Annotated in this window: 25 protein-coding genes; 11 read left to right on the top strand and 14 right to left on the bottom strand. The window is 62.4% G+C overall.

Translation table 11 applies throughout. The features are described 5' to 3' along the window. Window positions 1-64 precede the first annotated feature (64 nt). Window positions 65-895 carry a hypothetical protein gene (locus tag ACPQ6D_RS17405; RefSeq protein WP_423225622.1) on the top strand — a complete coding sequence of 277 codons (831 nt, stop codon included), beginning with the start codon at window positions 65-67 and terminating at the stop codon, window positions 893-895. Between the two features lie 83 nt (window positions 896-978). Here the strand turns inward: ACPQ6D_RS17405 and ACPQ6D_RS17400 are convergent, their stop codons facing one another. The 3 genes from ACPQ6D_RS17400 to ACPQ6D_RS17390 all read right to left on the bottom strand — a co-directional run bounded on the left by ACPQ6D_RS17400 (window position 979) and on the right by ACPQ6D_RS17390 (window position 6,923). After that, on the bottom strand, window positions 979-2,376 hold the full coding sequence (locus ACPQ6D_RS17400; RefSeq protein ID WP_423225621.1) for a cellulase family glycosylhydrolase: 1,398 nt from the start codon (window positions 2,374-2,376) through the stop codon (window positions 979-981). An 8-nt stretch (window positions 2,377-2,384) separates the two neighbouring features. After that, window positions 2,385-3,800, bottom strand: coding sequence for an SH3 domain-containing protein (locus ACPQ6D_RS17395; protein ID WP_423225620.1), 1,416 nt, complete (start codon window positions 3,798-3,800; stop codon window positions 2,385-2,387). A 168-nt stretch (window positions 3,801-3,968) separates the two neighbouring features. Continuing rightward, a complete protein-coding gene (locus ACPQ6D_RS17390) occupies window positions 3,969-6,923 on the bottom strand; it encodes a glycoside hydrolase family 18 protein (protein WP_423225619.1) in 2,955 nt (984 codons plus the stop codon). A gap of 411 nt (window positions 6,924-7,334) precedes the next feature. On the opposite strand from ACPQ6D_RS17390, the gene ACPQ6D_RS17385 reads away from it, so the two are divergent. The 10 genes from ACPQ6D_RS17385 to ACPQ6D_RS17340 all read left to right on the top strand — a co-directional run bounded on the left by ACPQ6D_RS17385 (window position 7,335) and on the right by ACPQ6D_RS17340 (window position 16,907). Next, window positions 7,335-8,636 carry a hypothetical protein gene (locus ACPQ6D_RS17385; protein WP_423225618.1) on the top strand — a complete coding sequence of 434 codons (1,302 nt, stop codon included), beginning with the start codon at window positions 7,335-7,337 and terminating at the stop codon, window positions 8,634-8,636. 12 nt (window positions 8,637-8,648) lie between these two features. Then, window positions 8,649-9,521 carry a 16S rRNA (cytidine(1402)-2'-O)-methyltransferase gene (rsmI, locus tag ACPQ6D_RS17380; protein ID WP_423225617.1) on the top strand — a complete coding sequence of 291 codons (873 nt, stop codon included), beginning with the start codon at window positions 8,649-8,651 and terminating at the stop codon, window positions 9,519-9,521. A 258-nt stretch (window positions 9,522-9,779) separates the two neighbouring features. Further along, the gene (locus ACPQ6D_RS17375) at window positions 9,780-10,049 is read left to right on the top strand and encodes an SWIM zinc finger family protein (RefSeq protein WP_423225616.1); all 270 of its coding nucleotides are present in this window, start codon (window positions 9,780-9,782) and stop codon (window positions 10,047-10,049) included. Window positions 10,050-10,248: 199 nt separating this feature from the next. Further along, window positions 10,249-11,250: a lysylphosphatidylglycerol synthase transmembrane domain-containing protein gene (locus ACPQ6D_RS17370; protein ID WP_423225615.1), complete on the top strand. Its 1,002-nt coding sequence runs from the start codon at window positions 10,249-10,251 to the stop codon at window positions 11,248-11,250. An 18-nt stretch (window positions 11,251-11,268) separates the two neighbouring features. Beyond that, window positions 11,269-12,558 (top strand): M16 family metallopeptidase, encoded by a 1,290-nt coding sequence (locus tag ACPQ6D_RS17365; protein WP_423225614.1) that lies wholly within the window; start codon window positions 11,269-11,271, stop codon window positions 12,556-12,558. Next, on the top strand, window positions 12,558-13,841 hold the full coding sequence (locus ACPQ6D_RS17360) for a M16 family metallopeptidase (protein ID WP_423225613.1): 1,284 nt from the start codon (window positions 12,558-12,560) through the stop codon (window positions 13,839-13,841). The genes ACPQ6D_RS17365 and ACPQ6D_RS17360 overlap by 1 nt, the downstream gene beginning before the upstream one ends. A 110-nt stretch (window positions 13,842-13,951) precedes the next feature. Further along, window positions 13,952-15,226: a M16 family metallopeptidase gene (locus tag ACPQ6D_RS17355; RefSeq protein WP_423225612.1), complete on the top strand. Its 1,275-nt coding sequence runs from the start codon at window positions 13,952-13,954 to the stop codon at window positions 15,224-15,226. Between the two features lie 27 nt (window positions 15,227-15,253). Then, window positions 15,254-15,625: a holo-ACP synthase gene (locus tag ACPQ6D_RS17350; RefSeq protein ID WP_423225611.1), complete on the top strand. Its 372-nt coding sequence runs from the start codon at window positions 15,254-15,256 to the stop codon at window positions 15,623-15,625. Further along, window positions 15,622-16,161, top strand: coding sequence for a TlpA disulfide reductase family protein (locus ACPQ6D_RS17345; RefSeq protein WP_423225610.1), 540 nt, complete (start codon window positions 15,622-15,624; stop codon window positions 16,159-16,161). Before ACPQ6D_RS17350 ends, ACPQ6D_RS17345 begins: the two co-directional genes overlap by 4 nt. 11 nt (window positions 16,162-16,172) lie before the next feature. Further along, window positions 16,173-16,907, top strand: coding sequence for a prolipoprotein diacylglyceryl transferase (locus tag ACPQ6D_RS17340; RefSeq protein ID WP_423225609.1), 735 nt, complete (start codon window positions 16,173-16,175; stop codon window positions 16,905-16,907). Between the two features lie 187 nt (window positions 16,908-17,094). Here the strand turns inward: ACPQ6D_RS17340 and ACPQ6D_RS17335 are convergent, their stop codons facing one another. The 11 genes from ACPQ6D_RS17335 to ACPQ6D_RS17285 form a co-directional block, all read right to left on the bottom strand. Further along, window positions 17,095-17,460: an iron chaperone gene (locus ACPQ6D_RS17335; protein WP_423225608.1), complete on the bottom strand. Its 366-nt coding sequence runs from the start codon at window positions 17,458-17,460 to the stop codon at window positions 17,095-17,097. A gap of 105 nt (window positions 17,461-17,565) precedes the next feature. Next, on the bottom strand, window positions 17,566-17,997 hold the full coding sequence (locus tag ACPQ6D_RS17330; protein WP_423225607.1) for a hypothetical protein: 432 nt from the start codon (window positions 17,995-17,997) through the stop codon (window positions 17,566-17,568). After that, window positions 17,997-18,437: a hypothetical protein gene (locus tag ACPQ6D_RS17325; protein WP_423225606.1), complete on the bottom strand. Its 441-nt coding sequence runs from the start codon at window positions 18,435-18,437 to the stop codon at window positions 17,997-17,999. The genes ACPQ6D_RS17330 and ACPQ6D_RS17325 overlap by 1 nt, the downstream gene beginning before the upstream one ends. Window positions 18,438-18,785: 348 nt before the next feature. After that, a complete protein-coding gene (locus ACPQ6D_RS17320; RefSeq protein ID WP_423225605.1) occupies window positions 18,786-19,202 on the bottom strand; it encodes a c-type cytochrome in 417 nt (138 codons plus the stop codon). 188 nt (window positions 19,203-19,390) lie between these two features. Beyond that, window positions 19,391-19,906 carry a nitrous oxide reductase accessory protein NosL gene (locus ACPQ6D_RS17315; protein ID WP_423225604.1) on the bottom strand — a complete coding sequence of 172 codons (516 nt, stop codon included), beginning with the start codon at window positions 19,904-19,906 and terminating at the stop codon, window positions 19,391-19,393. 185 nt (window positions 19,907-20,091) lie between these two features. Further along, window positions 20,092-20,919 (bottom strand): ABC transporter permease, encoded by an 828-nt coding sequence (locus ACPQ6D_RS17310; RefSeq protein WP_423225603.1) that lies wholly within the window; start codon window positions 20,917-20,919, stop codon window positions 20,092-20,094. A gap of 9 nt (window positions 20,920-20,928) precedes the next feature. Further along, window positions 20,929-21,819 carry an ABC transporter ATP-binding protein gene (locus ACPQ6D_RS17305; RefSeq protein ID WP_423225602.1) on the bottom strand — a complete coding sequence of 297 codons (891 nt, stop codon included), beginning with the start codon at window positions 21,817-21,819 and terminating at the stop codon, window positions 20,929-20,931. Continuing rightward, window positions 21,816-23,228, bottom strand: coding sequence for a nitrous oxide reductase family maturation protein NosD (locus ACPQ6D_RS17300; RefSeq protein ID WP_423225601.1), 1,413 nt, complete (start codon window positions 23,226-23,228; stop codon window positions 21,816-21,818). Before ACPQ6D_RS17300 ends, ACPQ6D_RS17305 begins: the two co-directional genes overlap by 4 nt. Before the next feature lie 25 nt (window positions 23,229-23,253). Continuing rightward, window positions 23,254-23,931 (bottom strand): cytochrome C, encoded by a 678-nt coding sequence (locus tag ACPQ6D_RS17295; RefSeq protein WP_423225600.1) that lies wholly within the window; start codon window positions 23,929-23,931, stop codon window positions 23,254-23,256. Window positions 23,932-24,058: 127 nt separating this feature from the next. Then, window positions 24,059-26,053 carry a Sec-dependent nitrous-oxide reductase gene (gene nosZ, locus ACPQ6D_RS17290; RefSeq protein ID WP_423225599.1) on the bottom strand — a complete coding sequence of 665 codons (1,995 nt, stop codon included), beginning with the start codon at window positions 26,051-26,053 and terminating at the stop codon, window positions 24,059-24,061. A 132-nt stretch (window positions 26,054-26,185) separates the two neighbouring features. Further along, on the bottom strand, window positions 26,186-26,392 hold the full coding sequence (locus tag ACPQ6D_RS17285; RefSeq protein ID WP_423225649.1) for an ATP-binding protein: 207 nt from the start codon (window positions 26,390-26,392) through the stop codon (window positions 26,186-26,188). Window positions 26,393-26,406 lie beyond the last annotated feature (14 nt).

Raw genomic sequence — 26,406 nt, 5'->3', positions numbered from 1 at the left:
TGGGTGTACAATGTCACATGCCTGACGTCAAACCAAAGCCTTGATGACGCGGAGCGCAGAGACCATGGAAATCACGATTCGCCGCCTGGCCACATTCGAGGAATACACGGCAGCCGAGGAACTGCAGCAGGTCTGCTGGCAGACTGACCCGATCGACGCGGTGCCGGCTCATCTACTGCTGACTGTGCAGAGTGAGGGTGGGCTTGTGTTGGGGGCGTTCACTCCGCGCAACGAGTTGATCGGCTTCGTCTTTGGCTTCCTGGGCCGTGAAGGCAGCATCCTCAAACACTGCTCGCACATGGCCGCCGTCCATCCGTACTACCGAGATCAAAACCTGGGCTACCGCTTGAAACTGGCGCAGCGCGCCTTCATGCTGCAAGAAGGCTTGGATATCTGCACATGGACGTATGATCCGCTAGAGGCGCGCAACGCGGTGCTCAACATTGCCAAGTTGGGGGCCACGGCGCACGTGTACAAGCGCAATATCTACGGTCAACGCCTGGGCGGCATCAACGCGGCCTTGCCCACCGACCGCTTTCATGTGCGTTGGGAGGTGAACAGCCCGCGCACGCTCCAGTGCGTGACCTCCGGCCAACGCGTCTCAGCGCCAGTCGCTGCGCAGCCAGAGCAAATGCTCACACGGATCGTCTTCGAAGATGATCTGCCGATCCTGGCTGCCACCGGCCCCCTGCCCAACGCTGATAGGATCGGTGTGCAGATTCCTGCTCACTTTCAACGCATCAAACATGACAACGTCATGGCTGCCAGCCATTGGCGCCTGGGCACACGCGCGCTTTTCGAGACTGCGTTTCGCGCCGGCTACACCGTCGTCAACGTCACGCCCGACGCGGATCACCCGGCGCAGGTGGTGGTCTACACGTTGGTCAGGGGATGAAGATCAGAGATTAGAGACCAGAGATCAAGCGTCTCACCTCGTAGCCGGTCTCCGGTCTCCGATCTCCGATCTCCACTCCAGCCTTACGGCGGCCAGTTGGGAGCCAAACCGCGCTGCTGGCGGATGTAGATGCGCAGCTTGGCATAGGCCGGGCGCCAGTGCAGTTCGTCAATCTGGCTTGGCTTCATGATGGACCACCAGTATTGCTCCTGCGCCTCGGTCCAGTCCACATCGGGCATGTAAACGACGACCATCAAGCCGATCCACGGCCGCCAATGGTTCTTGGCCCATTCAAAAGCCTGCACCAGGTAATCGCCCTGCTGCTCCTCCGTCACGGCGTGCCAGTGGTAAGGCGAGTCGGGCCGTGAATCGGTGCTCCAGCCAAACTCCAGCACGGCCACCTTCTTGGCCGTATCCCCGTACTTCACCATGATCTTGCGCAGGTCTTCGACGCGGCGGAACGTAAAGAAACGCTCGCCGCCATAGGCAGCCTTGTTCGCCGCAGCCTCATCCGGGCTGACGCTGGGCGCGGCCCGAAAACCGGCCGCGTGCACGCCCAAGACATCGAAGTAGCCCGCACTGTTGCCGCCCATGGCCTGGTACATCTGCTCCAGGTACTTGTCATCGGGAATCGCCACGTCGCAGCAGGAGCCGGTCGGCGTTAAGCCGGCCGAAATGACGAGGGCCAGGGGCGCGCCCTTCTTGACGCCAGCATACGCCGACTTCAGCAGCCGCGCATACTCCGCGGCGTTGGGCGGCCGACAGCCCCACTCGCCGCCGCCATCGGGCCGATTGAGATTGGGTTCGTTCCAGATCTGATAAGCCTGGATTTTCCATTTGTAGCGGTTAGCCACCGCAAACAGGAAATCCTCGAAATCCTTGTACTTGTCGGGCGGCCCATTGCACGGAAAACCCCCGCCAGCCCATTTGGGCTGACTGTCCACGCGCACGATGAGCTTGAGGTTGTGTTCAATGGCCTGCTGCACAATGCGGTCGGTCACGCTCCAGTCGAATTTGCCTTTGCCCGCGCCCTCGATCTCGCGCCAGGGGAAGTTCTGTTTGACCCAGGTGAAGCCAGCGGCTTCCACGAGACCCAGGTCACGATCGGCAATTTCTGGGCGCCACCAAAGGAACGCCTGCACGCCGTAATCCGGCGACGTGAAGCCGCGATCAGAGCCGCCGCCCGCCGGCGCTTTGGTAGCCGTCGGCTTGACTGGCGCAGTCGTTGGTTGTGCCGTCGCCTGCGCAGGCGCCTGCGTTGGGGTGTCCGAGGCTGCCGGCGGCTGCGTGGCAGTCGGCGGGAGTGGTGTGTTGGTTGGCGGCTGCGGCGTGTCCGTCGCCATCGCCGCCGCGGTCGGCGTCTTCGTCGGCGTGGGTGTGGGCGGCGGAGGCGCTTGGCCGCAAGCCGACAGGACCAGCGTCATCAGCACGAATCCGGCCAGCAGGCGCGAGAATCGTCGGTTGTTGTTGGATTGCCTCATCGTTCCTCTTACTTCGACATGTTGCGCAGCGCATCGTAGGTGGGCGTGCCCCAAACCTTGAACGCGCTCTGTTCGCCCGACTCGAAATTCAGGTTCCATAGGAACATCGGTCCAACCCATCCCCAAGAGCGAGCCATCTGGTAAGCGCGCACCGTCCAGGCGGCCTGTTCATCGGCCGAATTGTCGGCCGCATATTCATAGCCGGGATGCGGGCTGTTGGAAACGGCCCAGCCGAATTCAGTGGGCCAGATGCGCTTGCCGCCGTCGCCGTTCGCCACCATCACATTGCGGTAGCCTTCCATGGTGCCGCGGAAGCACCAGGAGTGATGACGGTTGTCGAAGGGGCCGCGGTAGCCAGCGCTGCCGTCGGACACCGAGCGCCAGTCGCCATCCGCGGGGCAATTGAAGCCGCTGGGGTGCGCGCCGACCGCATCGGAATAACTGCGCAGCCCGGCGCGGTACATGGCCGAAAGATAGGCGATGTCATCCATGGCCAGCGGCGCGGGCGCGCCCGTGGGGGTCAGCGCGCCGCTGACGACAATCATGCCAGGGCACGCGCCCTTGATCGCGCGATAGGCTGCGGCCAGGAGTTGCACGTAGCGGCCTGGATCAATCGGTTCGCCGCCCCATTCGTACCACAGGTTTTGCTCGTTCCACACTTCAACCGCCTGCACGCGGCCGCAGTAACGACTGGCAAACGCGCGCACGAAATTGGCGTAGGTGCCCGGGTCTGCTGGGGGGCCTTCCACGTCGAAGTTGCTGTTGCCAGGCCGCGCCCACTGCGGCGCCTTGACGATGCTGGCCAGGATGTTCAGGCCGTTGCCGTTGAACTGGCCGACCATGTCGTCCAGGCCGCCGAAGTCAATCTGACCCGGCTGTCCCTCGAAATCTTTCCACGGGAGCTGGAACTTGACCCAGTTGAATCCCATGTTCTTGACCGCGCCGACGATGAAGCCCTTGTCCGCGCTGGTGTCCACCTGGATGCCATAGCCAAAAAACCCGGCCGCGCGCACGTTAGGCGCGGGCGCGGAGGCCGCGCGTTTGACTGTCGCCGCCGGCGGAGGCGCAGGAGCAGCCGCTTGAGGCACCGCGCTCAGGTCGCCGTTGGCTTTCACCAGCGAAGCGTTGATCCAGCCTTGCTTGCTGCTCACGCAGCAGATCTTCAGCCAGGTGGCGCCTGCGTTCTTGCCAACGACTTCCAGCGACTTGCCGCGCGTGGCGCGACCCACAATGCCGTAGGCCGTCGAGGGGCCAGAGCGCACATTGACCAGGTCTTCAGTCACGGTCACGGTCGGCCCGGAGGCCATGGGCGCCAGATTGGTTTGGCCTGGTTGAGGAATAGCGGCCAGGGACATGGCCGGCAGCGCGGTGAGCAGCATGAGGGTGAGAAACAGGGCGCGACGCAGCAAGAACAACCGAGACATAGGGTCCTCCTCACGAGAGTTATTGAAATCGCACCTGAAGGGCGCAACGCTGTATGAACGCGACGCCGGTTGGCGCAGGCTGACCTGGCGGCGGAACGCCCTTGCGTCCCGAATTCTTTCGGCAGCAGCAGGAGAGGCGCATCAGATGAGCGCCTCTCCTGTTTGGGTTCACTTGGGCATGCGGGCCAGGGCATCGTAGGCCGGGCGACCGGCAATGCCGAACTGCGCCAGCTCCGTGCCAGGGTTGGTGATGCCAAAATTGAGGTTCCAGAGGAACATGGGGCCAACCCAACCCCAATTGCGCGCCATTTGGTAGGCTTGCACCAGCCAGGCGGCCTGCTCTTCCGGCGTGTTGTCGTTGGCGTAACCGTAGTTGTTATTGACGGCCGGGCCAATCGCCCAACCAAACTCGGTCGGCCAGATGCGCTTGCCGCCGTCGCCGTTCGCCACCATCACGTTGCGGTAGCCTTCCATGGTGCCGCGGAAGCACCAGGAATGATGATGGTTGTCGAACGGGCCGCGGAAGGAGGCGCTGGGATCTTGCACCGTGCGCCAGTCGCCGTCGGCCGGGCAGTTGTAACCGCTGGGGTGTGCGCCGATGGCGTCGGCGTAGTTCTTGAGGCCGGCGCGGTACATCGCCTGCAGGTACTCGATGTCGTCAATGGCCTTGCCGCCGCCGCCGCCCGTAGGCGTGGGCGCGCCGCTGACCACGATCATGCTGGGGCATGCGCCCTTGATCGCGCGATAGGCCAACTTCAGCATTTCTACATAGCGGCCAGCGTCGAGCGGCTCGTTGCCCCATTCGTAGTGCAGATTTTGCTCGTTCCACACCTCGATGGCGTTCACGCGGCCGCAGTAACGCCCAGCGTACGCGCCGACAAAATCAGCGTAATCCTGCGGATTCTGCGGCGGGCCTTCGTCCGAATAGCCGTAGGCCGGATTACGCGACCAGTTGGGCGCCTTGACAATGCTGGCCAGAATCTTCAGGCCGCCGCCGGAGAGCCTGCCGACGATGTCATCCATGCCGCCCCAGCCGTAATCGCCCTTGCCGCCGCCTTCGAAGTCTTTCCACGGCGCCTGGAATTTGACCCAGTTGAAGCCCATGTTGCGGGTCGCGTTGACCACATAGCCCAGGTCAGCGCCGCCGTAAACTTGCGCTTGCACGCCGTAGCCAAAACCGGCGCCGCCGCTGGGGCGAGGCGCAGGTGCGGGCGGATTGGTGGCCGGGGGCGCTGAAGAGGTTGGCGCGGGCGGCCTGGTCGGCGCCGGGGTCGCGGTGGGGGCAGGCGTGGGCGTTGCCGTGGGTTCTGGGGTGGCGGTGGCAACGGGCGTATAGGTGGCGACCAGCAAAGCCACTTCACCGGCCTGGCTGACGGGGCGACCGTTTTCCACGATCACCGCTTCCACCTGGTACTGGGCGCCAGGGCTGTCGGGCGCTTTGAACTCGTAGGTGCTGCTTTCAGTCAACGGCTGGGTGGACGCGTCGGCCACCTGACCATCAGCGCCCTTGACGGTCCAACTGATGCCGAATTCGCTTTGCTTGGCCGACGGAGCGCCCTGCTGGAAGCTCGTCAACATGGGCCACAGTTCGGGGTCGGTGACAGGCAGGTAGTCCAGCGTGGCGCCTTGCAGGTGATACTGGCTGACCAGCGCCAACTTATGACTGAGGCTGGCGGCATTTTCCAACCATACCGTGCGCTCATAGCCCTGGTCGTCGCGATAGCGATAGGTGTACGCGCCAATGGCCTCGTCGAAAGTCAACTGGCTGGTGGCGCGCTCGGCAATGACCTTGAGGTCAATCTGCTCGCCTGGCGCCGCGATATCCTTCGTCGCCTGCACCTGGCCGATCAACGGCTGCAAGGCTTCATCGTACGGCTTGAGGAGGTAATAGTTGCCCGATTTTTCGATGCTGCGGCCTGGGAGAACGATCTGAATCTTGTTACGGTTGACCTCGCCCACGGCCCACGTCAACAGGGTGTGCATCTGGCCGTCTGGCGCGTAAGCCTGTGGGTTGCTGATGGCCGGGATGCGGAAGGTGTCCACGACCGCGCCTAGTTCGCGCCAGAGGTAGGGGCCGGTTTCCCAGCGATCGGCTGCCACCTGGCGCGGCTCTTCTACACGCACAGAGAGCTTCTTGTCCTGGGCGTGCAGTTTGGCCGCCAGCTTGGCGACGAACTTCACGTAATCTCCCGCAAGTTCAGCGTTGATGCCCCGATAGTCCAGGTCAATCCCCTTGTACAGGTTGCCCACGACTAACTGCTCGATGGCATTGATGTGCTTGTCTTGTTGTTCTGCGCTGACCAGCAGGTTCGCGATCAGGTCTGTGCGTACCGTACCGTCCGCCGCCACGTTGGTCAGGGTGGGAACAACAGCAAACGAGCTGGCCGCATCCGCGGGCAGGCCCTGCAGGCTGCCTTCGATGCCGCCATCGCCAGCCAGGCGCAGGCCCACCGGGTTGACCTCTACCAGCGCGCCCTTGCCCGCGTCTGGCAGCGGGTTATCCGCAGTGACCAGCGCGGCGGCCACAGGCGGCTGGGCCGTTGTTTGCATGACCATGAACGCTTGCGGCACGGCCGTCAACTTCGACTCGATGGCGTCATCCGCGGGCACGATTTGGCTTGGGATGTACGACCACGAGGCGGTCTTCGCATCGTAACCATAGAGATCAAGCGTTTCGTATGGCTCCGAGTCGTTAGGGATCGGCACGTGAATGACGGCCTGGGACGGTTTAGCCCCGCGCACACTGGTCTGGTAGAGCGGACTGCGCGGGTTGACCGTGGCAGGCAGTTGCTCGGCCGCTTTGCGCAGCGCGGCGCCGCCCTCGCCGGCCATGAATGATTGGCGAGGCGTGCTTGTGAGGCGCATCTGCACTGCGCCCTGCGTCATCGCTTCCGCGGGCGCGGTGATGGACGTGCCGTCCGGGTCAACGACGGAGCCGCCCTGTGAGCCTATGCGCGTATAGCCACGCGTTTGGATGCGCTCGATGAGTGAAACTGGCGGGAGGATCAAGCTCAGAATGACAAGCCCGGCCACAGCGAGATTCAACAACCAACTTCCAGTGCGGCTGTTGAACCACCGGGTCAGATTTGGATAGAGGTCAGGCGAGTTCGCGACTTGCTGCATTGACGAAACGCCACTCCTTTCGTGAATGGGTATTCAAACATAAAAATGCCTCGCACCAGTCTCGTGCAAACACACTGGCATACGTGGTTGGAAAACGACGCAGCCGGCGTGACGAACAACAGTCTGGTTGAGGCGCATCAGACAAGGGACGTTCGATCCGTCCAGGTTTCAGTATCGTCGGCGCCCCGTCGAAACGGCAGATAGTATGGAACTGGGCGCCTACTTGTACGTCTCACATCGGCGTACCATCATAATGAAAGACATTCTAGCATAGCGTTGGGGATTTGGCAAAGTCGCCGCCGATTGTGTCGGCGCTGCGCCAATTCCAGATTTTGCCGGTCTTGCAGTATACTTGACGCCCCAGCGCACACGCGTGCGTTGTGATTTGCGTCGAGATAGAGGATTGGGTGCATGCAGCGTAGACTTGACTGGACGTTGATCGGCCTCGGGGTAGGGCTGGTTTTCTTGCTCGGCCTGGGCGCGATTTCGCTTTATACTTACTTCAGCCTGAATTCAGACCAAAACAACGCCTTCGACCTGACCTGGCAAGAACCGTGGAGTGTCGTGGATGGCGCGCATGTGCCGCCCGACCTGGGGCTGCTGCCGTTAGCCGGCGATTCGGTGGATGCCACCGTGCGCCGGGCGCTCGATGCCAACGAACTCGATGCCGGCTACGCCCTGACGGTTCAGTCGCCTGAGCTGACCGATGCCCAGCGCGCGGGACACCTGCTGCTCTTGGGCAAACGCTACCTGGCCGCCCAACAGCCAGGTAAAGCCTCACTCTGTTTCCGCCTCGCGCATGAGGTCGCCGCGCTCAGCCCGGCCCTGCCCGATGTGGCGCGCGCCGACACGGCGGTGCAGGTGGCAGAAGGCTGGCTTGGGCTGCAGCAGCCGGGCCTGGCGCGCATTAGCCTCGACATGGCCGAAACGCTCGCCATCAGCAGCACCTATCTGCTCGATCCTCAGCGCGTGGATTTGTTCACTCGCCTGGCCGCGGCCTATTCCAAGATGGATGAGCGGCCAAAGGCGCAGGCCCTGCGCCAACTGGCAACGAAGCTGCCGCCGCGCCAGACTCCGGTTCAGCGGCCGCCCGATCTCACGCTGGATCGTTGGCAGGCGCCGTTGGCCATTCCCGAGATGCTGACGGCGACCATCGAAGCGCGGCGCTTGACCGCAGATGGCCTTATCAACGGGCTGCTGGCGGGCCGCCAACTGACGGATGCCGATGTGATCAGCCTGGAGCAGCCGCTGCTGGCCGAGGACGCGCAGCGCACGGCGTTTTATCAGCAGATGGTCAGCGACGCAGCGCAGCCGCCAGCAGTTCAGGCGGCCGCACAGTTGGCGTTGACCAACTGGCTAACCTTCAAGTGGCGTGTGGCGCGGCTTGACTTGCAGGCCAGCCTGGCGCCCGCATGGGAGACGCAGCGCGATGAGATCAAGGCGCAGTTGACAGAAGCCAACGCAAACCTGTTTGCCCTTTACCGTGATCTGGCCAGCGCTTTGCCCGACAGCGACACCCTCAGTCGAGCGCGCATAGAGGTGCTGCGCGCCGAGATTCTGCGCGGGCGCTTGGGTCTCTATCCTGATTATCCCCTCGACGAACTGGTGGCGCGGCTCAACGAAGCGCAGGCAGACCTGGGATCGAGCGCCGGCCCCCTCGTGGACCTGCGCACCGTGGATGGACGCCTGATCTTCACCTTGAAGGCTCAGTAGGACGAATTATCAATGCATCATACGCTCTACATCGTAGGCACGCCCCTCGGCAATGCGGCGGATTGGTCGCCGCGCGCACAGCAGGTGCTGGCGGCGGCGCCGGTGATCGCGGCTGAAGATACGCGCGTCACGGCGCGGCTGCTGGCGCACTGCGGATTGAGCGCCACGCGGCTGCTCACCTACACCGACGCCTTTGCCCCCAAGAAAGCGCAGCGCCAGGCCGAAATCCTGGCCGCGCTGGAGATGGGCGATGTGGCCTTGGTTTCTGACGCCGGGATGCCCGGCATTGCCGACCCCGGCTGCGAACTGGTGCAGGCCGCCATCGCCGCGGGACATCGGCTGGCGCCGGTGCCTGGCCCCTCGGCGGTAGTAACCGCGCTGGCGGTGTCGGGCTTCTGCGCGGCGCGTTTTCTGTTCCTGGGCTTTTTACCGCGCCAGCGCAGCGAGCGTCAACAACTACTGCGCCAGACAGCGGATGAGCCAGGCGCACTTGTCTGCTTCGAAGCGCCCCATCGCCTGCTGGAAAGCCTGGCCGATCTGGTCGCCGTGTTGGGCGACCGACGTGTGACCCTGGCGCGTGAGTTGACCAAGGAGCACGAGGAAATCTGGCACGGAGGCCTGGAGGCCGCGCTAACCCTGGCGCAGACACAGACGCCGCGCGGTGAATACGTGATCGTGATCGAAGGCGCCGCAGCCCCGCCTCCCCGCGACGATGGCCTGTGGCCCGTCGCGCAGGTGCGCGAAGCATTGGCGATCATGGCGCAAGAAGGCGTTGATTCGCAGATGGCGCCGCGCTTGTTGGCGCGGCTTTCTGGCTGGCGCAAAAAGGACATCTATCGCCTGCAAGTGGCGGAGCGAGATGCCGCGGCCGACGCCAGCGCATGAAACTCAGCTCGGTCGCGAAAAATGCTTGACAAATGTCATGGGCACAGGTATACTTGGCTCAGGATAGGATACCACCTCATTGACCGTAACCCCCGTACAGACGGAGGATGGATGACATTGCTATGAAATTCCTGGTCGCGGCAATCAGCCGTACTTGTACACCCTGTTGAAGGCACTGGGGCGCGTCTGCGCTCTGGTGCCTTTTTCGCTTAGAATTCCTGTGTTGTTGAATGTAAATTCACTAAGGAGGCTCGTTTGATGGATTCAGGTTTGATCGGTAAGATCGAAAAAGGCAAACGGTATGCGCAGGAGACTGATCGCGTACACGTGGCCTCACTGCGCGTAAATTTTCACGGTGAGCACAGCGAACACCAGGTGGACTATCAAGAAGGCGAGTGGAAATGCGACTGCAGTTCGTTTTTACACCGAGGTCTCTGCTCCCACATCATCGCGCTCGAAACCATCTTCACCGGCTATTTGCTGCCAGCGCCGCTGTCAACCCCAACAGCTGAGGCGGTGACCGCCTGACAGTGGTTCCCCGTCCAATCTCCCGCGGCCATCTACCTGTAATCAATTGGCGCCAGCCCGCATCTCATAGAACACCTGGCGACCACGGATCATTGTAACTCGTGTGTCCTTCGCCCATCACGGGCGGGTCAGGGCCGTATGTCTTGACCCGCCCGTTACTTATCGCCGCGTAGACTGAAACAACATCCTGGAGAAGACCTTGAAGCGTTGGCAGTTTTGGTTAGGCATCCTGGTGAGCCTTGTATTCTCGTACCTGGCTTTGCGCGGCCTCGACCTGGCCGAGGCGTGGAAAGACATCCGTAACGCCCGTTACGCCTGGTTGATCCCTGGCGTGCTGGTCTATTTTTTTGCCGTGTGGGCGCGTACGTGGCGCTGGCATTACATGCTCGGCCCGCTCAAGCCGGTGCCGCTGTCTCGCCTCTTTCCGGTCGTCTGCATTGGCTACATGGGCAATAACATCTATCCCGCGCGGGCCGGCGAGGTCATCCGTTCCTACGTGCTCAAACGCAAAGAAGGCATCAGCATGAGCGCCTCGTTGGCGACGGTGATTGTCGAGCGCGTGTTCGATGGCCTGGTCATGCTGCTCTTCGTCTTTATTTCGCTGCCCTTCGCGCCCATGCTGCAGGACTTCCGGCAGCCCGTCATCATCTTCAGCGTCATTTTTTTCGTCGCGCTGGCCGTCTTCATGATTCTGGCGGCGTCGCCCGCGCGCACCCGGCGATTGTATGATTTCGTAGCCAACCGTTTCCTGCCCGAACGATTGCGCCCGCGCGTCAGCGACCTGTTCGATCGTTTTATGCTTGGCCTGTCATCGCTGCGCCGAGGCCGCGACGTGTTCATGATCTTTGCCACCTCGGTGGTCATCTGGCTGGCCGAAACGGTCAAATACTGGTTTGTCATGCATGCCTTCGACTTCTCGGTCTCCTTCATCGTTTTGATGTTGATGAACGGCATTGTAAACCTGGCTACGACACTTCCGGCCGCGCCGGGCTATGTTGGCACCTTCGACGCGCCCGGCATCGCCGTTTTGCGCGCGTTCAGTGTGCCGAAGGAAATTGCCGCCGCCTACACGCTGGTGCTGCATGTGGCCCTCTGGCTCCCTATCACGGCCCTGGGCGCTTTCTTCATGTGGCGCGAACAAGTGACCTGGCGTGATTTCGGCGCGGCCACACAGACGCAAGAGGCAAAATCGCCTTCATGAAACAATTGGAAACATGCCATGGCAACCAATCAATTTAGCAGCTACACACTCGCCAACGGCCTTCAGGTGCTGATCAAAGAAATGCACCACGCGCCGGTGGCCTCGTTTTGGGTTTGGTATCGCGTGGGCAGCCGCAACGAACGCGCGGGCCGCACGGGCGCGTCGCACTGGGTGGAGCATATGCTCTTCCGCGGGACGGAACGCTTCCCCGGCGGCGCCGTACACAAGCTGGTGGCCCGCGAAGGCGGCACGCGCAACGGGTTCACCTACCTCGATTACACGGCCTACTTCGAGACCCTGCCAGCCGACCGCATTGACCTGGCGCTGCAGCTCGAATCGGATCGCATGATCAACGCGCGCTTTGCGCCCGCTGATGTCGAAGCCGAACGCACGGTCATCATTTCGGAGCGGGCCGGCCGCGAAAACAGCCCCGGCTTCCTGCTCGATGAGGCGATGAACGCCGCCGCGTTTGCGGTTCACCCCTACGGGCACACCGTCATCGGCTCACGGGCGGACCTGACGAGCATGACGCGCGACGATCTGTGGGAGCATTACCGCACCTTCTACGCGCCCAACAACGCGATTGCGATCGCCGTGGGCGATGTGGAGACGGAGGCGATGCTGGCGCGGATTGACGAGTTGTTCAGCCCGGCGCCGCCCGCCGCCGCGCCCGTGCCGGTGATGGACATTCAAGAGCCGCCGCAAACCGGGATGCGTCGCGTCATGGTAGAAGGGGACAGCCCTGTGGCCTATGTGGAGCTGGCTTTCCGTGCGCCTACCGCGCTGCACCCTGATTTCTTCGCCTTGACGGTGCTCGATGCCATTCTGAGCGGCGCGAAGTCACCCGGCGCTTTTGGCGGCGAGGCGATGGGGCGCAGCGCGCGCATCTATCGCCGCCTGGTGGAGTCCGGTCTGGCGGCCAGCGCTGGTTCCTACATCCGGCCCAGCCTGGACCCGCACCTGTTCAGCTTTTACGCCACCGTACGCGCCGGACAAGCCGCTGACGCCGTGGAAGCCGCCCTGTGGGAGGTTGTGGACGCGGCCGCAGCCGGCCGTTTCACAAGCCAGGAAGTGGAAAAAGCGATCAAACAGACACGCGCCCAGTTCGTCTACGGCAGCGAGAGCATCACGCAGCAGGCCTACTGGCTGGGCTTCAGCGCGGTTGTGGCCTCGCCGGCCTGGCTCAGTAGCTATCTGGATCAGGTCAGCCAGGTCGCCGTGGACGATGTGCGTCGCGTGGCAGCTCATTACCTGCGGCGCGACCAGTGCACCGTGGGGCATTACCTGCCTCGCCAGGCGGCGCACTGATGTTCACACAAAACCTTCAACGCACCACTTTGGCAAATGGACTGACCATCCTGGTCAAACCCGTGCTTACCGCGCCCGTCGCCAGTATCTGGCTGTGGTACCGCGTCGGCAGCCGGCTCGAGGTGCCAGGCATCACCGGCGCCTCACACTGGGTGGAGCACATGCTCTTCAAGGGCACGGAAGCCTTCCCACCAGGCGAGGCCGATCGCCAGGTGGCGCGCGTCGGCGGCGTGCGCAATGCCATGACCTGGATTGACTTTACCACCTACTACCAGACCGTGCCCGCGGAGCATTTTGAGCTGGCCTTGCAGATCGAAGCCGATCGCCTGGTCAACAGCCGTTTTGACCCGGCTGAGGTTGAGAGCGAGCGCACCGTCATCATCTCCGAACGACAGGGCGCGGAAAATGAGCCGTTGTTCCTGCTCGACGAGGAAATCAGGGCTGCGGCCTTCAAAGTGCACGGTTATCATCACGGCACGATTGGCTGGCAGTGCGACCTGGAGCAGATGACGCGCGACGACCTCTTCAACCACTATCGGCGGCACTACACCCCGCGCAATGTCATCGTCGTGGCGGTCGGCCCGTTCGACGGGCCAGAAGTCATCGAGAAAATCACCGCGTACTTCGGCCAGATCGAGGCTGGGCCGGCGCTGCCCCCGGAGCGCAGCGTGGAGCCGCCGCAGGCCGGTGAGCGCCGCGTGATTCGCCGCGGACCAGGCGACACCGTTTACCTGGCCGCTGCCTATCATGTGCCGGCTGCCACCCACCCTGATCATTTCCCGTTAGTGGTCATGGATACCATCCTGGGCGGCGCCAGCGCGATGGGCATGTTTGCCGATGCTGAACCGAGCCGCAGCTCGCGGCTCTATCGCGCGCTGGTGGAAACGGGCCTGGCGGCCGATGTGGGTACGCAGTTGGCGCCGACGGTGGCGCCGTTCCTGTACATGCTCAACGTCACCGTGCAAGCGCCCGCCGAACCAGAGGCGGTGGAAGCTGCGTTGCTGGTCGAAGTGCAGCGCATGGTGGATGCGCCGGTAAGCGAGGCCGAAGTGGCCAAAGCGATCAAGCAAACGCAGGCCGAGTTCGTCTATGGCGCGGAAAGCGTCACCGACCAGGCTTACTGGCTCGGTTTCAGCGAAGTGGTCGCATCCCAGGCATGGCTCGATTCTTACCTGGAACGCCTGGCGGCTGTCACCCCGGCAGACGTGCAGCGCGTCGCCGCGACCTATCTGGGCGCAGATCAGCGCACGATCGGCATCTTCTTGCCGGAGGAATTGTCCTGACATACAAACAGGCCGCGAATGAACACGGATCGCTACGAATTGCCTGTTATCATTCACGGTTGTGCCCCCGGAGCATGAGTAACTGATACAAGAAACCAAGAGCGAGTCTTATGAACAAACTGGCTGTCCCTGATTCAACTTCCATCACCCGGCAGCGCTTGAGCAATGGGCTGATCGTGCTGGTGCATGAAAATCATACCAATCCTTCGGTGGTCGTCAGCGGCTATCTGCGCGGCGGCTCTCTGTTGGAAACGCCGGCCCAGAGCGGCCTGGCCAGCTTCACGGCCTCCATGCTGCGCCGCGGCACGGCCAACCGCTCCTTTGCCGACATCAACGAGACGCTTGAAGCTGTAGGCGCATCGTTTGGCGTCGGCAGTGGACGCCACATCACCGATTTCAACGGCAAATGCCTGCGCGAGGACCTGCCTTTGCTGTTGGATATCATGACCGACATCCTCCGCCATCCCACGTTCCCTGAAGAACACGTGGAGAAGGTGCGCGGACAGATCCTGACGGGTCTTCAGGAGCGCGACAATGATACGCGCAGCATGGCGTCCCTCACCTTCCGCCAACTGCTCTACGGCGCGGATCATCCGTACGGCCGCAGCCTATCCGGCGAACGTGAAACCGTGCTTGGCCTGACGCGACAGAACATGCTCGATTTCTACCATCGCACCTATAGCCCGGCCGACGGCGCCCTCGTCATCGTGGGAGATGTGCAGACAGACAGCCTGCTGGCGCAGCTTGAGCAACTGCTGGGGAATTGGGAGCGCCCGACGGTCAGCGCGGCGCTGCCGCCCGTCGCGGCGCCCAACGGCATTGTTGAGCGTCGGGTAGCCATTGCCGGCAAGACGCAGACGGACATCGTGTTGGGCTGGTTGGGGCCGGAACGCAACGACCCCGATTACTACGCGGCGGCGTTGGCGAACACCATCTTGGGGCGTTTCGGCATGATGGGTCGTCTGGGTGAGAACGTGCGCGAAAAGCAGGGCCTGGCCTACTACGCGTACAGCGCCGTGGAGTCTGGTGAAGGCCCGGGCTCATGGATGGCGGTGGCCGGCGTCAACCCGGCAAACGTCGAGCGCACGATCAGCAGCGTGCTGGAGGAAATCGTGCGCTTGCGCGACGAGCTGATCCCGGAAGACGAACTGGCCGACTCGCAAGCCTTCATGACCGGCATCTTGCCCCTGCGATTGGAAACGAACCAGGGTGTGGCCGACACCATTTCCGACATGGAGCGCTTCAACCTGGGGCTTGATTTCCTCGATCACTACCCCACCTTCATCAAAGAGCTGACGGCCGCGCAGTTGCAGGCGGCGGTGCATCGTTTCCTGGACCCGGCCAATTATGCGCTCGGCATTGCCGGCCCACCCGCAGCCGCATGATCGCGGCTGAACAGGACGTAGACTCCTATGACCCTGGCCATTGGTGTTGATCTGATCGAGGTTGCGCGCGTACAGGCGGTGCTTGATCGGCATGCGGCGCGCTTCCTGGCGCGGGTGTATACCGCCCGGGAAGCGGCCGACTGCCAGGGTCAGGCCACATCCCTGGCCGCGCGCTGGGCGGGCAAGGAGGCGGTTAGCAAGGCGCTTGGCACTGGCTGGGACGGTCTGCAGTGGACCGAGATCGAGATTGTGCGCACGCCGCACGGCCAGCCCACCGTGGCCCTGCACGGCGCCGCGCGCGCGCAGGCCGAGCGCCTGGGTTTGCAGCAGTGGGCGATCAGCCTGTCACACACCGCTGCGTACGCCGTGGCCTTTGTCGTCGCCCAGGGATCATCATGAAAGCCGCGCGGCTCACCTGGCTGCTGCTGCTCATTGCCGGTCTGGTCTGGATCAATGCGACGCGGGTGCAAGATGCAACCCTGTTTGGCCCACCGGGCCAGCGTCCGCCCAGCCCGCAGGTCGGCTTCCCTGCGCCGGACTTCAGCCTCAGCCGCCTGGACGGCCAGAGCGTGCGGTTGGCGGACTGGCATGGGCAGCCTGTGGTGCTCAATTTCTGGGCCACGTGGTGTCCTCCCTGTCGCGCCGAAATGCCGGCCTTGCAGGCGGCCGCGCAGGCGTATGGCGACCAGGGCGTGCGCGTGCTGGGCGTCAACCAGGCTGAAGAGGCGAACCAGGTAGCCGGGTTCATGCAGACGCTCGGGCTGGATTTTCCCGTGCTGCTCGACCGCGACGCGGCGGTTAGCCAACTCTACCGCGTACGTTCGCTGCCCACGACCTTCTTCATAGATCGCGAGGGCGTGATCCGCGAGATCATCATCGGCGGGCCTATGAGCCAGGCCTTGCTGGCAAGTAAGATGGAAAGTCTGCTGAAGTAGGGACAACGACCGTGCTGCGAACCATTCTGATTGCCGGCGTCAGCCTGCCGGTCAAGCCTCTGCTGGCGCTGGCGGCGCTGTACGCGGCGCTGTGGTTGGCCGCACACCTGGCACGCGCTCGCGGCCTGGATGGCGATCACCTCTGGAACCTGGGCTTTGTTAGCGCCATCGCAACGCTGATTGGCGGCCGTCTGGTCTACGTCGTACAGTTCTGGTCGGCCTATCAGCAAGACCCGCTCGCCATTATCTCGCTGCGTCCAGGCACCCTGGCCTGGACGCCCGGTCTGCTCATCGGCCTGCTGGCGGGATGGCTCTACGCCCGGCGCCTGCGTCTGCCGCTGTTGACGGTGCTGGATGCGCTCGCGCCAGGCATCCTGCTTGGGCTGACGATCTTGAGCCTGGCCGATTTCTTAGCTGGCGATGCCTATGGCGCGCCTTCGACGCTGCCGTGGGCGGTGGACCTATGGGGGGCGCGGCGCCATCCCGTGCAGCTTTATCAACTGGGCGCGGGACTGCTGGCGCTTCTGGCGGTGCTGCGACGACCAGCGACCTGGCCGGGCCAGCGCGCCTGGCTGGCCCTTTTCCTCTACGCGCTCAGCCGCCTGCTGTGCGACGCCTTCCGCGGCGACAGCTTGCTCCTGGCCGGCGGGTTCCGTGCCGAGCAGCTCATCGCGCTGGCCGTAGCCCTGGCGGCTTTGCCGCGCGTACTGACCGCGCCGCCGCAGGCTGAGGCCAGCGCGGCTTAAGCGGCCTCGAGGGATTCAGGCGCCAGTGGAGCGACCAACGCTTCGAAGGCGGCCAGTTTATTTGGATTCCCGATCACGGCCACCAAATCACCGGCTACGAATTGATACCAGGCCAGCCTGTGGTCGCAAGCCCTGCCCGCGCCATTCATGATGAGCCTCCAGACATTCGTTGACCGCGGCCCTAGGTCTAGGCCTTGCCAGTGTTCTGCGCGACCCGGAATTCGACGATCCGGCGAATCAAATCCGTGGGCAATGGTTGGTCGAGTGGAAACTGCACTGAACCCTTCCCCTGCTTGTAAGGCTTCAGGTCTTCCTTGAACGCCTCAAGCCCACTTGGCGCCGGATAAAGCCCGACGTGCCGCTCATAGCCAGCGAAGTGGACCAGGTGTTTCCCGTTCAGATCGAACGTGGGGATCGCGTAGCTAATCGTCTCTGTCGCGGCGGGTGCTGATGCCTTGATGAGCGCGCGCAGCTCCTCCAGCACCTGCTGAGTCTTGGGCGGAAATCCTGAAATGTACTCATCAATGGAATGAGCCGTTGATCTAGTCGCCATGCTGTCCTCCTACCTATTCGTGCTTGAATGCGTGGCGCCATTGTACTACGAAAGCCTGTCTAGTCTGGAATGGGACACCCAAGTCTACGCCGCGCATCGCGCTGCTCACGTCAAGAATGGCTTGACTCGCGGCCAGCTGTGAGCCAAGAAAAGCACCGTGGCCATAACGAGGAGTGTTCCCCCAACGCCGTTGAACCACGCAGCAGCCTGGGACAACCAGGCGCCGCGCAGCCACGGCCCCAGCAGCAGGCACAGCAGCCCGCCGTTCCAACCAATGTAACTGAGACGCGGCAGCCGGTCATTGCCCCGGTTGCGGCCCTCGATGACGCCCCAGCGCGGCAGAATCCAGTAGGCCATGCCCAGAGTGAACTGGAGGATCCAACCGAAGAGCACGAAGAAGACGTGCACCGGCAGCCAGACCCAAACGCCGGGCAGGATGCCTAGCCCCTTCTGGAGCAAGATCAATCCGCCTAACGTGAACCCAGCCGCCAGGTAAACGAATGAGGTGCGCACGAACCAGCGGGACAGGGTCGGCATCACTTACCTCCTGCCGCGCTGCCCAGCGGCTTGACGCGTGACCATGAGTTCCAGACGAACACCCAGCCTGCACTGACTTGTAGTAGGCCTGATGCGACGAGCAGCCAACCCCAGATCGGCGCCGGGCTGCGCGTCTGCAGCGGCTCCGCCAGCAGGCGCAGCAGGAGACCCAGATTCAGCGCCCCGTAGACGTACCAGGCGGCCCGCTCATTGCCCCGCGGCCGTTCCTTGCTGAGGCGCGGAAACATCCAAAAGACCACTCCAAAGATCAACTGGCTTGCCCAGCCCACCATCAGCAGATGATAGGCCACGGGGCGCAGCGCCGCCACATACGGCGGCAGCGTGAGCACCTGCGACCAGAGCAGGGCGGCGAAGATCAAGACCGCCACAGTGAAGTAAAGAAAAGCGGTCTTGATGCACCAACGGGTAAATGTCGGCATGGAAAATCGTGTCCTTTAGCGATTGATGAGGGCCGGCCCTCGCTCAAACTATCGCGCCATGCCACGCTGGGGTCTGCGACTTTTGTCATGTCGGTCTTGCCCCGCTCGCCAGGGTGATAGGTCACGACTCCGGCGTGACAACGCCGTTTGCGGCCGGTCATGCTCCGGCGCGCCAGCCACGGCAGACCAGCGGCTTACGCGACAGCGCCGTCCGGTCAGCTCGCCCAACCATCCTTGCTCGTGCGGCGCCGGGACGCAAGAAGGCCGGGGGTGACTTTCACCCCCGGCCTTCTTTGCTTCAAATCTGCCGTTTCCAGCCAGCTTTTCGTTGGCTGAAACGTGGAGCCGTTATGGCTTGTTGACGGTGCGCATGTACGCGATGATGTTGGTCAGGTCCTGATCGGTCAGCGCCGGGTTGCCGCCCTTCGCAGGCATGTCAACGCCGGTGGTGTTGGCCGGATCACTCGCGGGACGCCCCTTCTTGACGAATTCCAGAATCTGGGCATCGGTCTCTGACTTGATGAAAGTCGAAGTGACCCACGACTTGCCGAGTCCCTGCACGCCTACGGCATCGGGACCATGGCACGCGACACACGCCGTGTCATAGAGTTTCTTGCCGGCGACAGCGTCGCCCTTCATCGTCGTATCAGCAGGCTTCGGGGCTTCGGTGGCTTTGGCCGGAGCGGGAGTTGCCGCGCCGCCCCCACAGGCGACGAGAGCCAGGACGACAACAACTAATACCGCAAACAACCAGAATTTACGCATACGATTTGATCTCCTCCGATTTTCTTACGTGATGATCAACCACCCCGTCAGTCGTACGGAAGGCTTTGTGGCTGACGTGGCTGAACCCAAGCATACTACAAAAGGCGCTTTTCGTCAATCGCGGCATGGCTTGTGACGCACTGCGCAACGGCTGCACAATCGCTGCTCCGGCCGCCACAGCAGCCCTTCTACTGGCTGGCTGGCGTCGCTTGCCCCTGCATCTTGCCGCCGGGCATGCCCATGCCGCCTGCTTGCGCCTTGACCGCCGCCCAATCCATGACCGCGCCGTTCATTTTGGCGGCCAGGGCCTGGGCCGCGCTCGCGCTGTTGACCGCCAGCAGGCCGGACGCCATCGGCGTCTTCAGCTCCTTGCTGCTCACATAGGCGGCCTTGTCGGCCTCGATCCAGGCCTGCGTTTCATAATCGTGGACATAAGTCGCCACGAATTTCTGATCGCTGTGTTTCGCCAGGTAGCGCACCAGGTCGCCAATATCATCGAAGAGCAGGCTTTCATAGTCATTGGCGCTCACTTCACGCATGGCAGCGCAGGCAAAGCGCATATCGTTGATGATCATATCGCAGTCAGCGCACTTATCTTCGCCCAGGCGGACAGTCGGCGGCTTGATTTCGGTTTGCCCCCGGCTGCAGCCTGCCAGCACGAGCGCCAGCACAACGGTTACGAAGAGAATCACACGCGTCTTCATTTTTTGTTCTTCACCTTTCTCCGCATTTTTACGGTTCTTTTTCCACGGCGAGCCGGCCATCGCTCTTCACCATCAGCGTTCACTAATCCGAGACTCGACTACGCACTCTGCACACTGTTCGATATCAGCGTTTAGCTTTCCTCATTCAGCGTTCGCCCCTACGCACTTTGTACTTTGTCCTCAACCTAAAAATCTCCCCGCTGCCGAAAGCGTGCGTACGCCAGGCCGAGGGGCGCCAGCACCCAGACCACGAGCACCGCCAGGAATATCCACAGCAGATTGCTGCCATAGGTCTGCAGGGCGTAAAGCCCAGCAGGCCCTAGCACATCCAGCGTGGCGTTGATGCTGAGGATGGAGGCCATCTTGAACACCTGCAGCGGGTTGGCGCTGGCCAGCAGGAACAAATCGGCAATCTTCAACCGCATCGAAACCGCTGTCCCCATCATGCCCAGGTCGCCCAGGAAGACGAAGGTCAACCAGAGGAAGAGTGAGATGCCGATGGCGATGCCAGCTTTGTGGGCAAAGGCGGAGATGACGAAGCCGACGCTCAGCATCGTCAACGCCAACAAAAACGCCAGGCCGACCAGGGCCAGGTACGTATCGGCGTAGGCCATGCCGTTGGCGGCCATGACCAGGCCGGAAATGCCGAATCCCAACGTCAGCGCGGCCAGGATAGCCAGGGCCAATCCCAGGTACTTGCCCAAGAAGACTTCCAGCCGTGTAATGGGCTGCGCTAACAGGTAGCTCAGGGTGCCCCGCTCGGACTCCGCCGCCAGGCTCTGCGCGCCGACGGTCAACGCCATGAGCGGCACGATCAGGAGCACGAGGTTGATCAGGCTGGCGGCCGTGCGTCCGAAACCGGCAAACCCCACCACGCCTGCGCCAGATAGGGCCAGGAACGAAAGTCCCAGCGCCAGAACGGTGAAGGCCACAGTGTAGAGCACAAACCAGCGGTTGCGCAGCGAGTCGCGCAGTTCTTTTTGCAGGAGCGTTGCCACATTGCGAAAATCCATGATCTTGCCTCACACCACTTCAAAATCGCGCACCGTGATCTGGGCTGCGGCCAGCGCCTGGATCGGCTGCGCCTTGTGCCCCGGCTGTACGTCTACGTAGATGCCCGTGCCGTTGCGCGAGGCAGTGAACCCATCCCGCTGCAGGATCGCCAGCGCGGCGTCGAGCGCAGCATCGGGCAGATAGAGCTTGACCCGACTCTTGAGGCCGACGGTTACGGCCAGATTGGCTGCGGGCACTTGGGCGATCAGTTGGCCTTTCTCCAGCACCAGCGCGCGGTCGGCCAGGGTTTCCACTTCTTCCAGGCGGTGCGAGGTGAAGAGGATCGTCTTGCCAGAGGTCTTGACCTCGCCCAGCAGCTGCAAAAACTGATCGCGCGCCACGGTGTCCAGGTTGGAGGTTGGCTCATCAAGCACGAGCACGGGCGGATCCGCCAGCAGGGCCAGGGCCAGGGCCAGGCGCTGTTTCATGCCGCCCGAGAGCGCGCTGACCGGCTTGCCAGCATGATCGGCCAGGCCAACCTGGGTCAGCACTGCGTGCGGCCGTGTGGACGGCACATGCTTGAGGCGGCCATAGAACTGCGCCGTAGCCAGGGTGGTCAGATCGTCGTAGAAGGCCAATTCCTGCGGCACATAGCCCAGTTGGCGGCGCGCGTCACGCCCGTGGCGCCGGGCATCCAGGCCGTTGATGCCGATGCGGCCCTCGTAGTCGAGCAGACCCAACAGGCATTTGATGGCCGTCGTCTTGCCGGCGCCGTTCGCGCCCCACAGGGCCAGCGCCTCTCCGGCCGCCACCTCGAAACTAAGATCGGCGACCACCGTGACTTTGCCGAACCGCTTGTGCAGACCGGCAACCTCAATCATGGCGACAGAGTTAGATGGGGTTGCGCGTGACGTTTTCATGCTGTTACCTGCCTATGCCGGAACGAGGACAGCCGGCGGCGAATTTCATCGTGGGGTTGTGTGCTGGCTAGAATGAGGATGGCCAGGGCCAACAGCCCCAGCGCCGCGGCGAGCGCAGGCCCTTGCGCCGGACGCGCCAGCCCAGGGCCGGCGGGGATAGCCGGCGGGGTCATCAGCGGGTTGGCGTCGGTCATCTTGGGCCGCGGCTGCGTGATGGGGAAGGCACGCGCGGCCAGGTCAACGGCGTCAGACGCCGGGCTGAGATTGAACAGGCGCAGGCCCGGATAGCGATCCATCAGGTTCTCGAACAGGCTCGTGGATTTATAGGCAAGATCGCCGATGCCATCTTCGTTGGCGTCGAAACCGGTGTAATCGCTCCAGTAGTTGCCGCGGCCATCCTTCTGCCACAGATTTCCCTTCAACTCGCCGCCGCCTTGAATCGCCACCTGCTCGGCGTTTTCCCAAAAAATGTTGTCCCACAGCTGAGCGCCGCGCACATGCGGCAGAAACAAGAGGCCGATGTCGTTGTGGGCAAACAGGTTGAGGTGAAACTGGTCGGTCAGACCGCTGGCGGTGGGTGGGCTGTCCAGGTAGACGGCGACCCGGTTGTCCAGGAAGCGGTTGCCTTCCGCCAGCACGCCGTCCATATCCTTTAGCCCCAGGCCATAACCGCTCGGGCCGCGGCTGCGCGCCATGGTGTTGCCGATGACCTTGAGGTTCTTGCTGTTCATGAGGTAGATGGCGACTGAATTTCCTTCCATGCGGTTGCCAATCAGCGTGTTGTTGTCGCAGAACATGAAGTGCAAGCCATAACGGCCGTCGCGAATCACGTTGTTGCGAATCGTGACGTCGCTGGAGAACCAAATCACTGCGTCACGACCGTTCTCAATCGTGTTGTCTTCCAGCAGGCTGTCGTGACTGTACCAAAAACGAATCAGGTCGCCGCGATGGGCCGAGGGCAGATCCATGCCGCGCACGACGTTGCCGCGCACGATGCCGCCTGCGGCGTTGTTCAGGTAGATGCCAAAGAGAACATTTTCCAGGTGATTGCCTTCGATGACCGTCCGCTCGGCGCGGCTCTCGATGCCGCCATCTTCGTGTTCGAGTACACGCCCGCTGTTGCGCACGGTGAAACCGCGCAGCGTGACCCCGGGCGCGGTGATGAGGACGATAATGCCGTCGCCGCCGCCGTCAATCACCGGATTGTCTACGCCGATCACGGTCAACGGTTTGTCAATCACGACATGTTCCGGGTAGACGCCAGCCTGCACCTCGATGGTATCGCCTGGCAGGGCCTGGGCAATAGCCGCGCCGATGCTGGTCACCGCGCCGTGGGGCGCGACGGTGATCGTGCTGGTCAGCGCGCGGGGCTGGACGATGGTCAGTAGGACAGCCAGGAACAGATACATGGTTCGATTTCCAAACGAACGCGCCTTAGTTGCTGGTCGGCGCGTGGGCGCGCTTTTCGGCGTCGAGCAGGGGTTTGTAGGCTGCGCGGTGCAGCCACAGGCCAACCAGAATGATCGCGGATGCCGCAATTGCCAGGTAGAAGCCGGTATCCACCATGGCCGTCGTCTTGAACTGACCGACGACGCCAGTGCCCAACAGCGTGGGGGTAAACGGCTTAATGCTGCTCGAAAGCGGCGCTGCCGGATCCAGGTTGTGACCGAAGCTGTAGAGCCAGAAGAAGAGGTCGGCCAGGAAAATCAGCGGATAGGCGATGACCGGCAGCGCCAGCAGAGCCGCCCACTGGTTGTGAATGAAGATGGCCGCAATCAGCAGCAGCGCGAGCGCGACAATGGCGATCACGGAGAATGAACGCTCGAACGCTGCGGCCTCTTCCATCTTGGGCATGCCGATGTAGTGGTTCAGGCCGTCAATTTCCTTGGCGTCGCCGCCCACGCGGTTGACATACAGTTGCACCGTCAGCCCCTTCGGGTACTGCGGAGCATGAAGCGTCATCGTCCAATAGGGCAGAAAGATTGAAACTACGACCAGCATGGCCGCCAACATGAACATGACGGTGGGCATGACATACGTGTTGGGATTGACCATGCGGGGTAAAGGCGTATTGGATGGGCTTGTCATCGGCTGCTTGGCTTGGTTTGTCATTATTTCTCTTTTTCGCCAACCCTTTCTGTGGTGAACTTCCCGATGTCGCATGGCGTCGGGCGGGGCGGGGGGCTGCGTGATGCGGCAGCGACCGCATCACGCAGCAGGGCAGTCGTGAAGGGCAATTTTACGGTTTGACGAGCATGTAGCCCAACATCTCCAGGTGCAGGGCCGAGCAGAACTCGGTGCAGTACCAGGTGAAGGTGCCCGGCAGGTTAGCGTCGAACTCAATGGTGTTCGATTCGCCTGGCTCCAGGCTCAGATTGATATTATAGCCGGAGAGGGCAAAGCCGTGCGTGGCATCGCGGGCGCGCTCGATGCTGGTCAGGTGCCAGATCACATGATCGCCCTTCTGCAGCTCGACGCGGTCCGGCGTGAAGTGACTGCGCACCACGGTCATCCAGATTTCGACCTGGTTGCCGTTGCGCACCACGCGCTCTTGGCCGGCCTCCACTGCGTTCGCGTCTTTGGCCATCGCGATGGTGTTGAAACCGACTTCAGGGTAGACCTCCCAGGCGTGCAGCTTGTCGGCCTTGATGATCTGGGCGTAATGCGGCTCGGCCATGCCCACTGGCATGTCATACAGCAGCTGCATCTTGTCGCCCGGCTGGCTGATGTCTATCAACTGAAAGTTCTGCGGCAGCAGCGGGCCTACATTGACGAAGCGATCTACGGACCACTTGTTGAGCGCCACGACGTACTTGCCATCGGGCGATGCGGTGTCGCCTTCGGCTGCCGCGATGTGACCGATGTTGTAGTGCACAGGCAGCTTGCCTTCCAGCTTCCAGCCGTCCTTGCGATACGGCTCGCCCAGGCTCCAGCGCGCGACGGCGCTGTCGAGGAAGAGGCTGGTGTAGGCATAGCCCTGGTCGTCATAGACGGTGTGCAGGGGGCCGAGGCCCAGTTCCACCTGCGCCTGCAGGACATCGTCGAATTTCAGCACCGGCACGCCGTAGGCGTCCTTCTCGGTCGGGCCGGCCGCGATGGCAGCCTTGATCTTCGCGATGCTGTAGACGCTGACGTGCGGATCGAGCTTGCCGCCGATGGTGATGTAATCGCCTCTCGGCGTCACATCCACGCCGTGCGGGCTTTTCGGCTCGGGCGCGAAGTAGAGCAGCCCTTCATCAATCGCGGTCTGCATACGGATCACATCAATGCCGTTGATCTTTTCAACCTTACCGGCCTTGTAGACCTCTTCGGCCTTCTTCCAATTGATGATATGCAGGTAGTCCATGTCATTCTTGGACACGCCCGCTTCGAACTGCGGGCCTTTGCCATCTGGCCCGGCGCCGGTGGCCAATTCCGTGTTGAACGAATTGCAGAAGACCCAGCCATCGCTCTCCAGCTTGCCAGCGTCACACAGGTCTTGCCAGTACGGCGGCAGCTCGATCTGGAACGAGGCGGCCATGTCAATGCGGCCCTTTTCCTTGTCGAACTTCCAGAAGGAAATCAGGCCGCGATACTTGTCCTTGTATTCATCAATTGCAGCATAGCTGAAGCCAATGGGCGCTGCATACTGCGGGCCTTCGACGACATACTCGGTGTTTGGGGTGACGAAGCTGCCGCCATGATCGTTGATGGCATTCGGGTTCTTGATGATCTGCTTGGTTTCAAAATCGCGCAGGTCAATCACGGCGATACGCGCATTGGCTTTGTCATTGATGAAGAGGAAATTGCCGTCGTACTCGGCCGCGGTCTCACTGAGGGCCGGATGGTGCGTGTCGCCCCAGCGAATCTTGTTAGGTCCGACGTTGCCGCCGTTGAGCACCTCTTCAGATTCGTTCGAGCCGTAGCCCCAGCCTTGCCACGATTCAGGTGTGAAAACAGCGATTAGCTTCAGGATGCGCATCGAAGGCAGGCCAATGACTAGAATCTGACCGCTTTGGCCGCCCGAGGCAAACATGACGTAATCATCATACTTGCCGGTTGGCACATAGGTCTTCAGGGCGGCCGCGACATCGTCTGGGGTCAGGCCTCGCTCCGCGGCGATGGCGGCGGCGCTTTGGGGCAGACCGGCGTCGGCAGGCAGCGACGCCTGTGGCGTGGGGGTTTGCTGCGCCCGATTACAACCGGTCAACACGAGCAGGGTGATGAGCAGGACAACGTACACTGTGCGCTTCATGGACTCACGTCCTCCTTTCCAAGAGCAGACAAACGAGAAAAATAGGTTTTGGCACTGCGGGCTGCCTGGCACAGGCTTGCAGGCTACGGGCCACAGCCTGCACCAGGCAGACACCGGTTCAAACCGAACGCTTTAAGCAAAGACAATCAAGAAAGGCAGTTCAATGGCATCTTCGGGGCACAAATCCTGGCAGATCGTGCAATAAGTACAATCGTCTGGCCGGATAAGCTGCGCAACCTGGTTCACCTGTGCGAGGGCGTCGGTGGGGCAGGCTGCGACGCAGCGGCCGCAGCCTGTACATTTCTCCTCGATGATCCTGGGGAGGGGAAGGGCATCCATTCTTGGCAGTCCGA

Origin of the sequence: Candidatus Amarolinea aalborgensis, assembly GCF_900491745.1 — a bacterium.
GTDB lineage: Bacteria > Chloroflexota > Anaerolineae > SSC4 > Amarolineaceae > Amarolinea > Amarolinea aalborgensis.
This window is presented reverse-complemented; position numbering and strand designations above follow the sequence as displayed.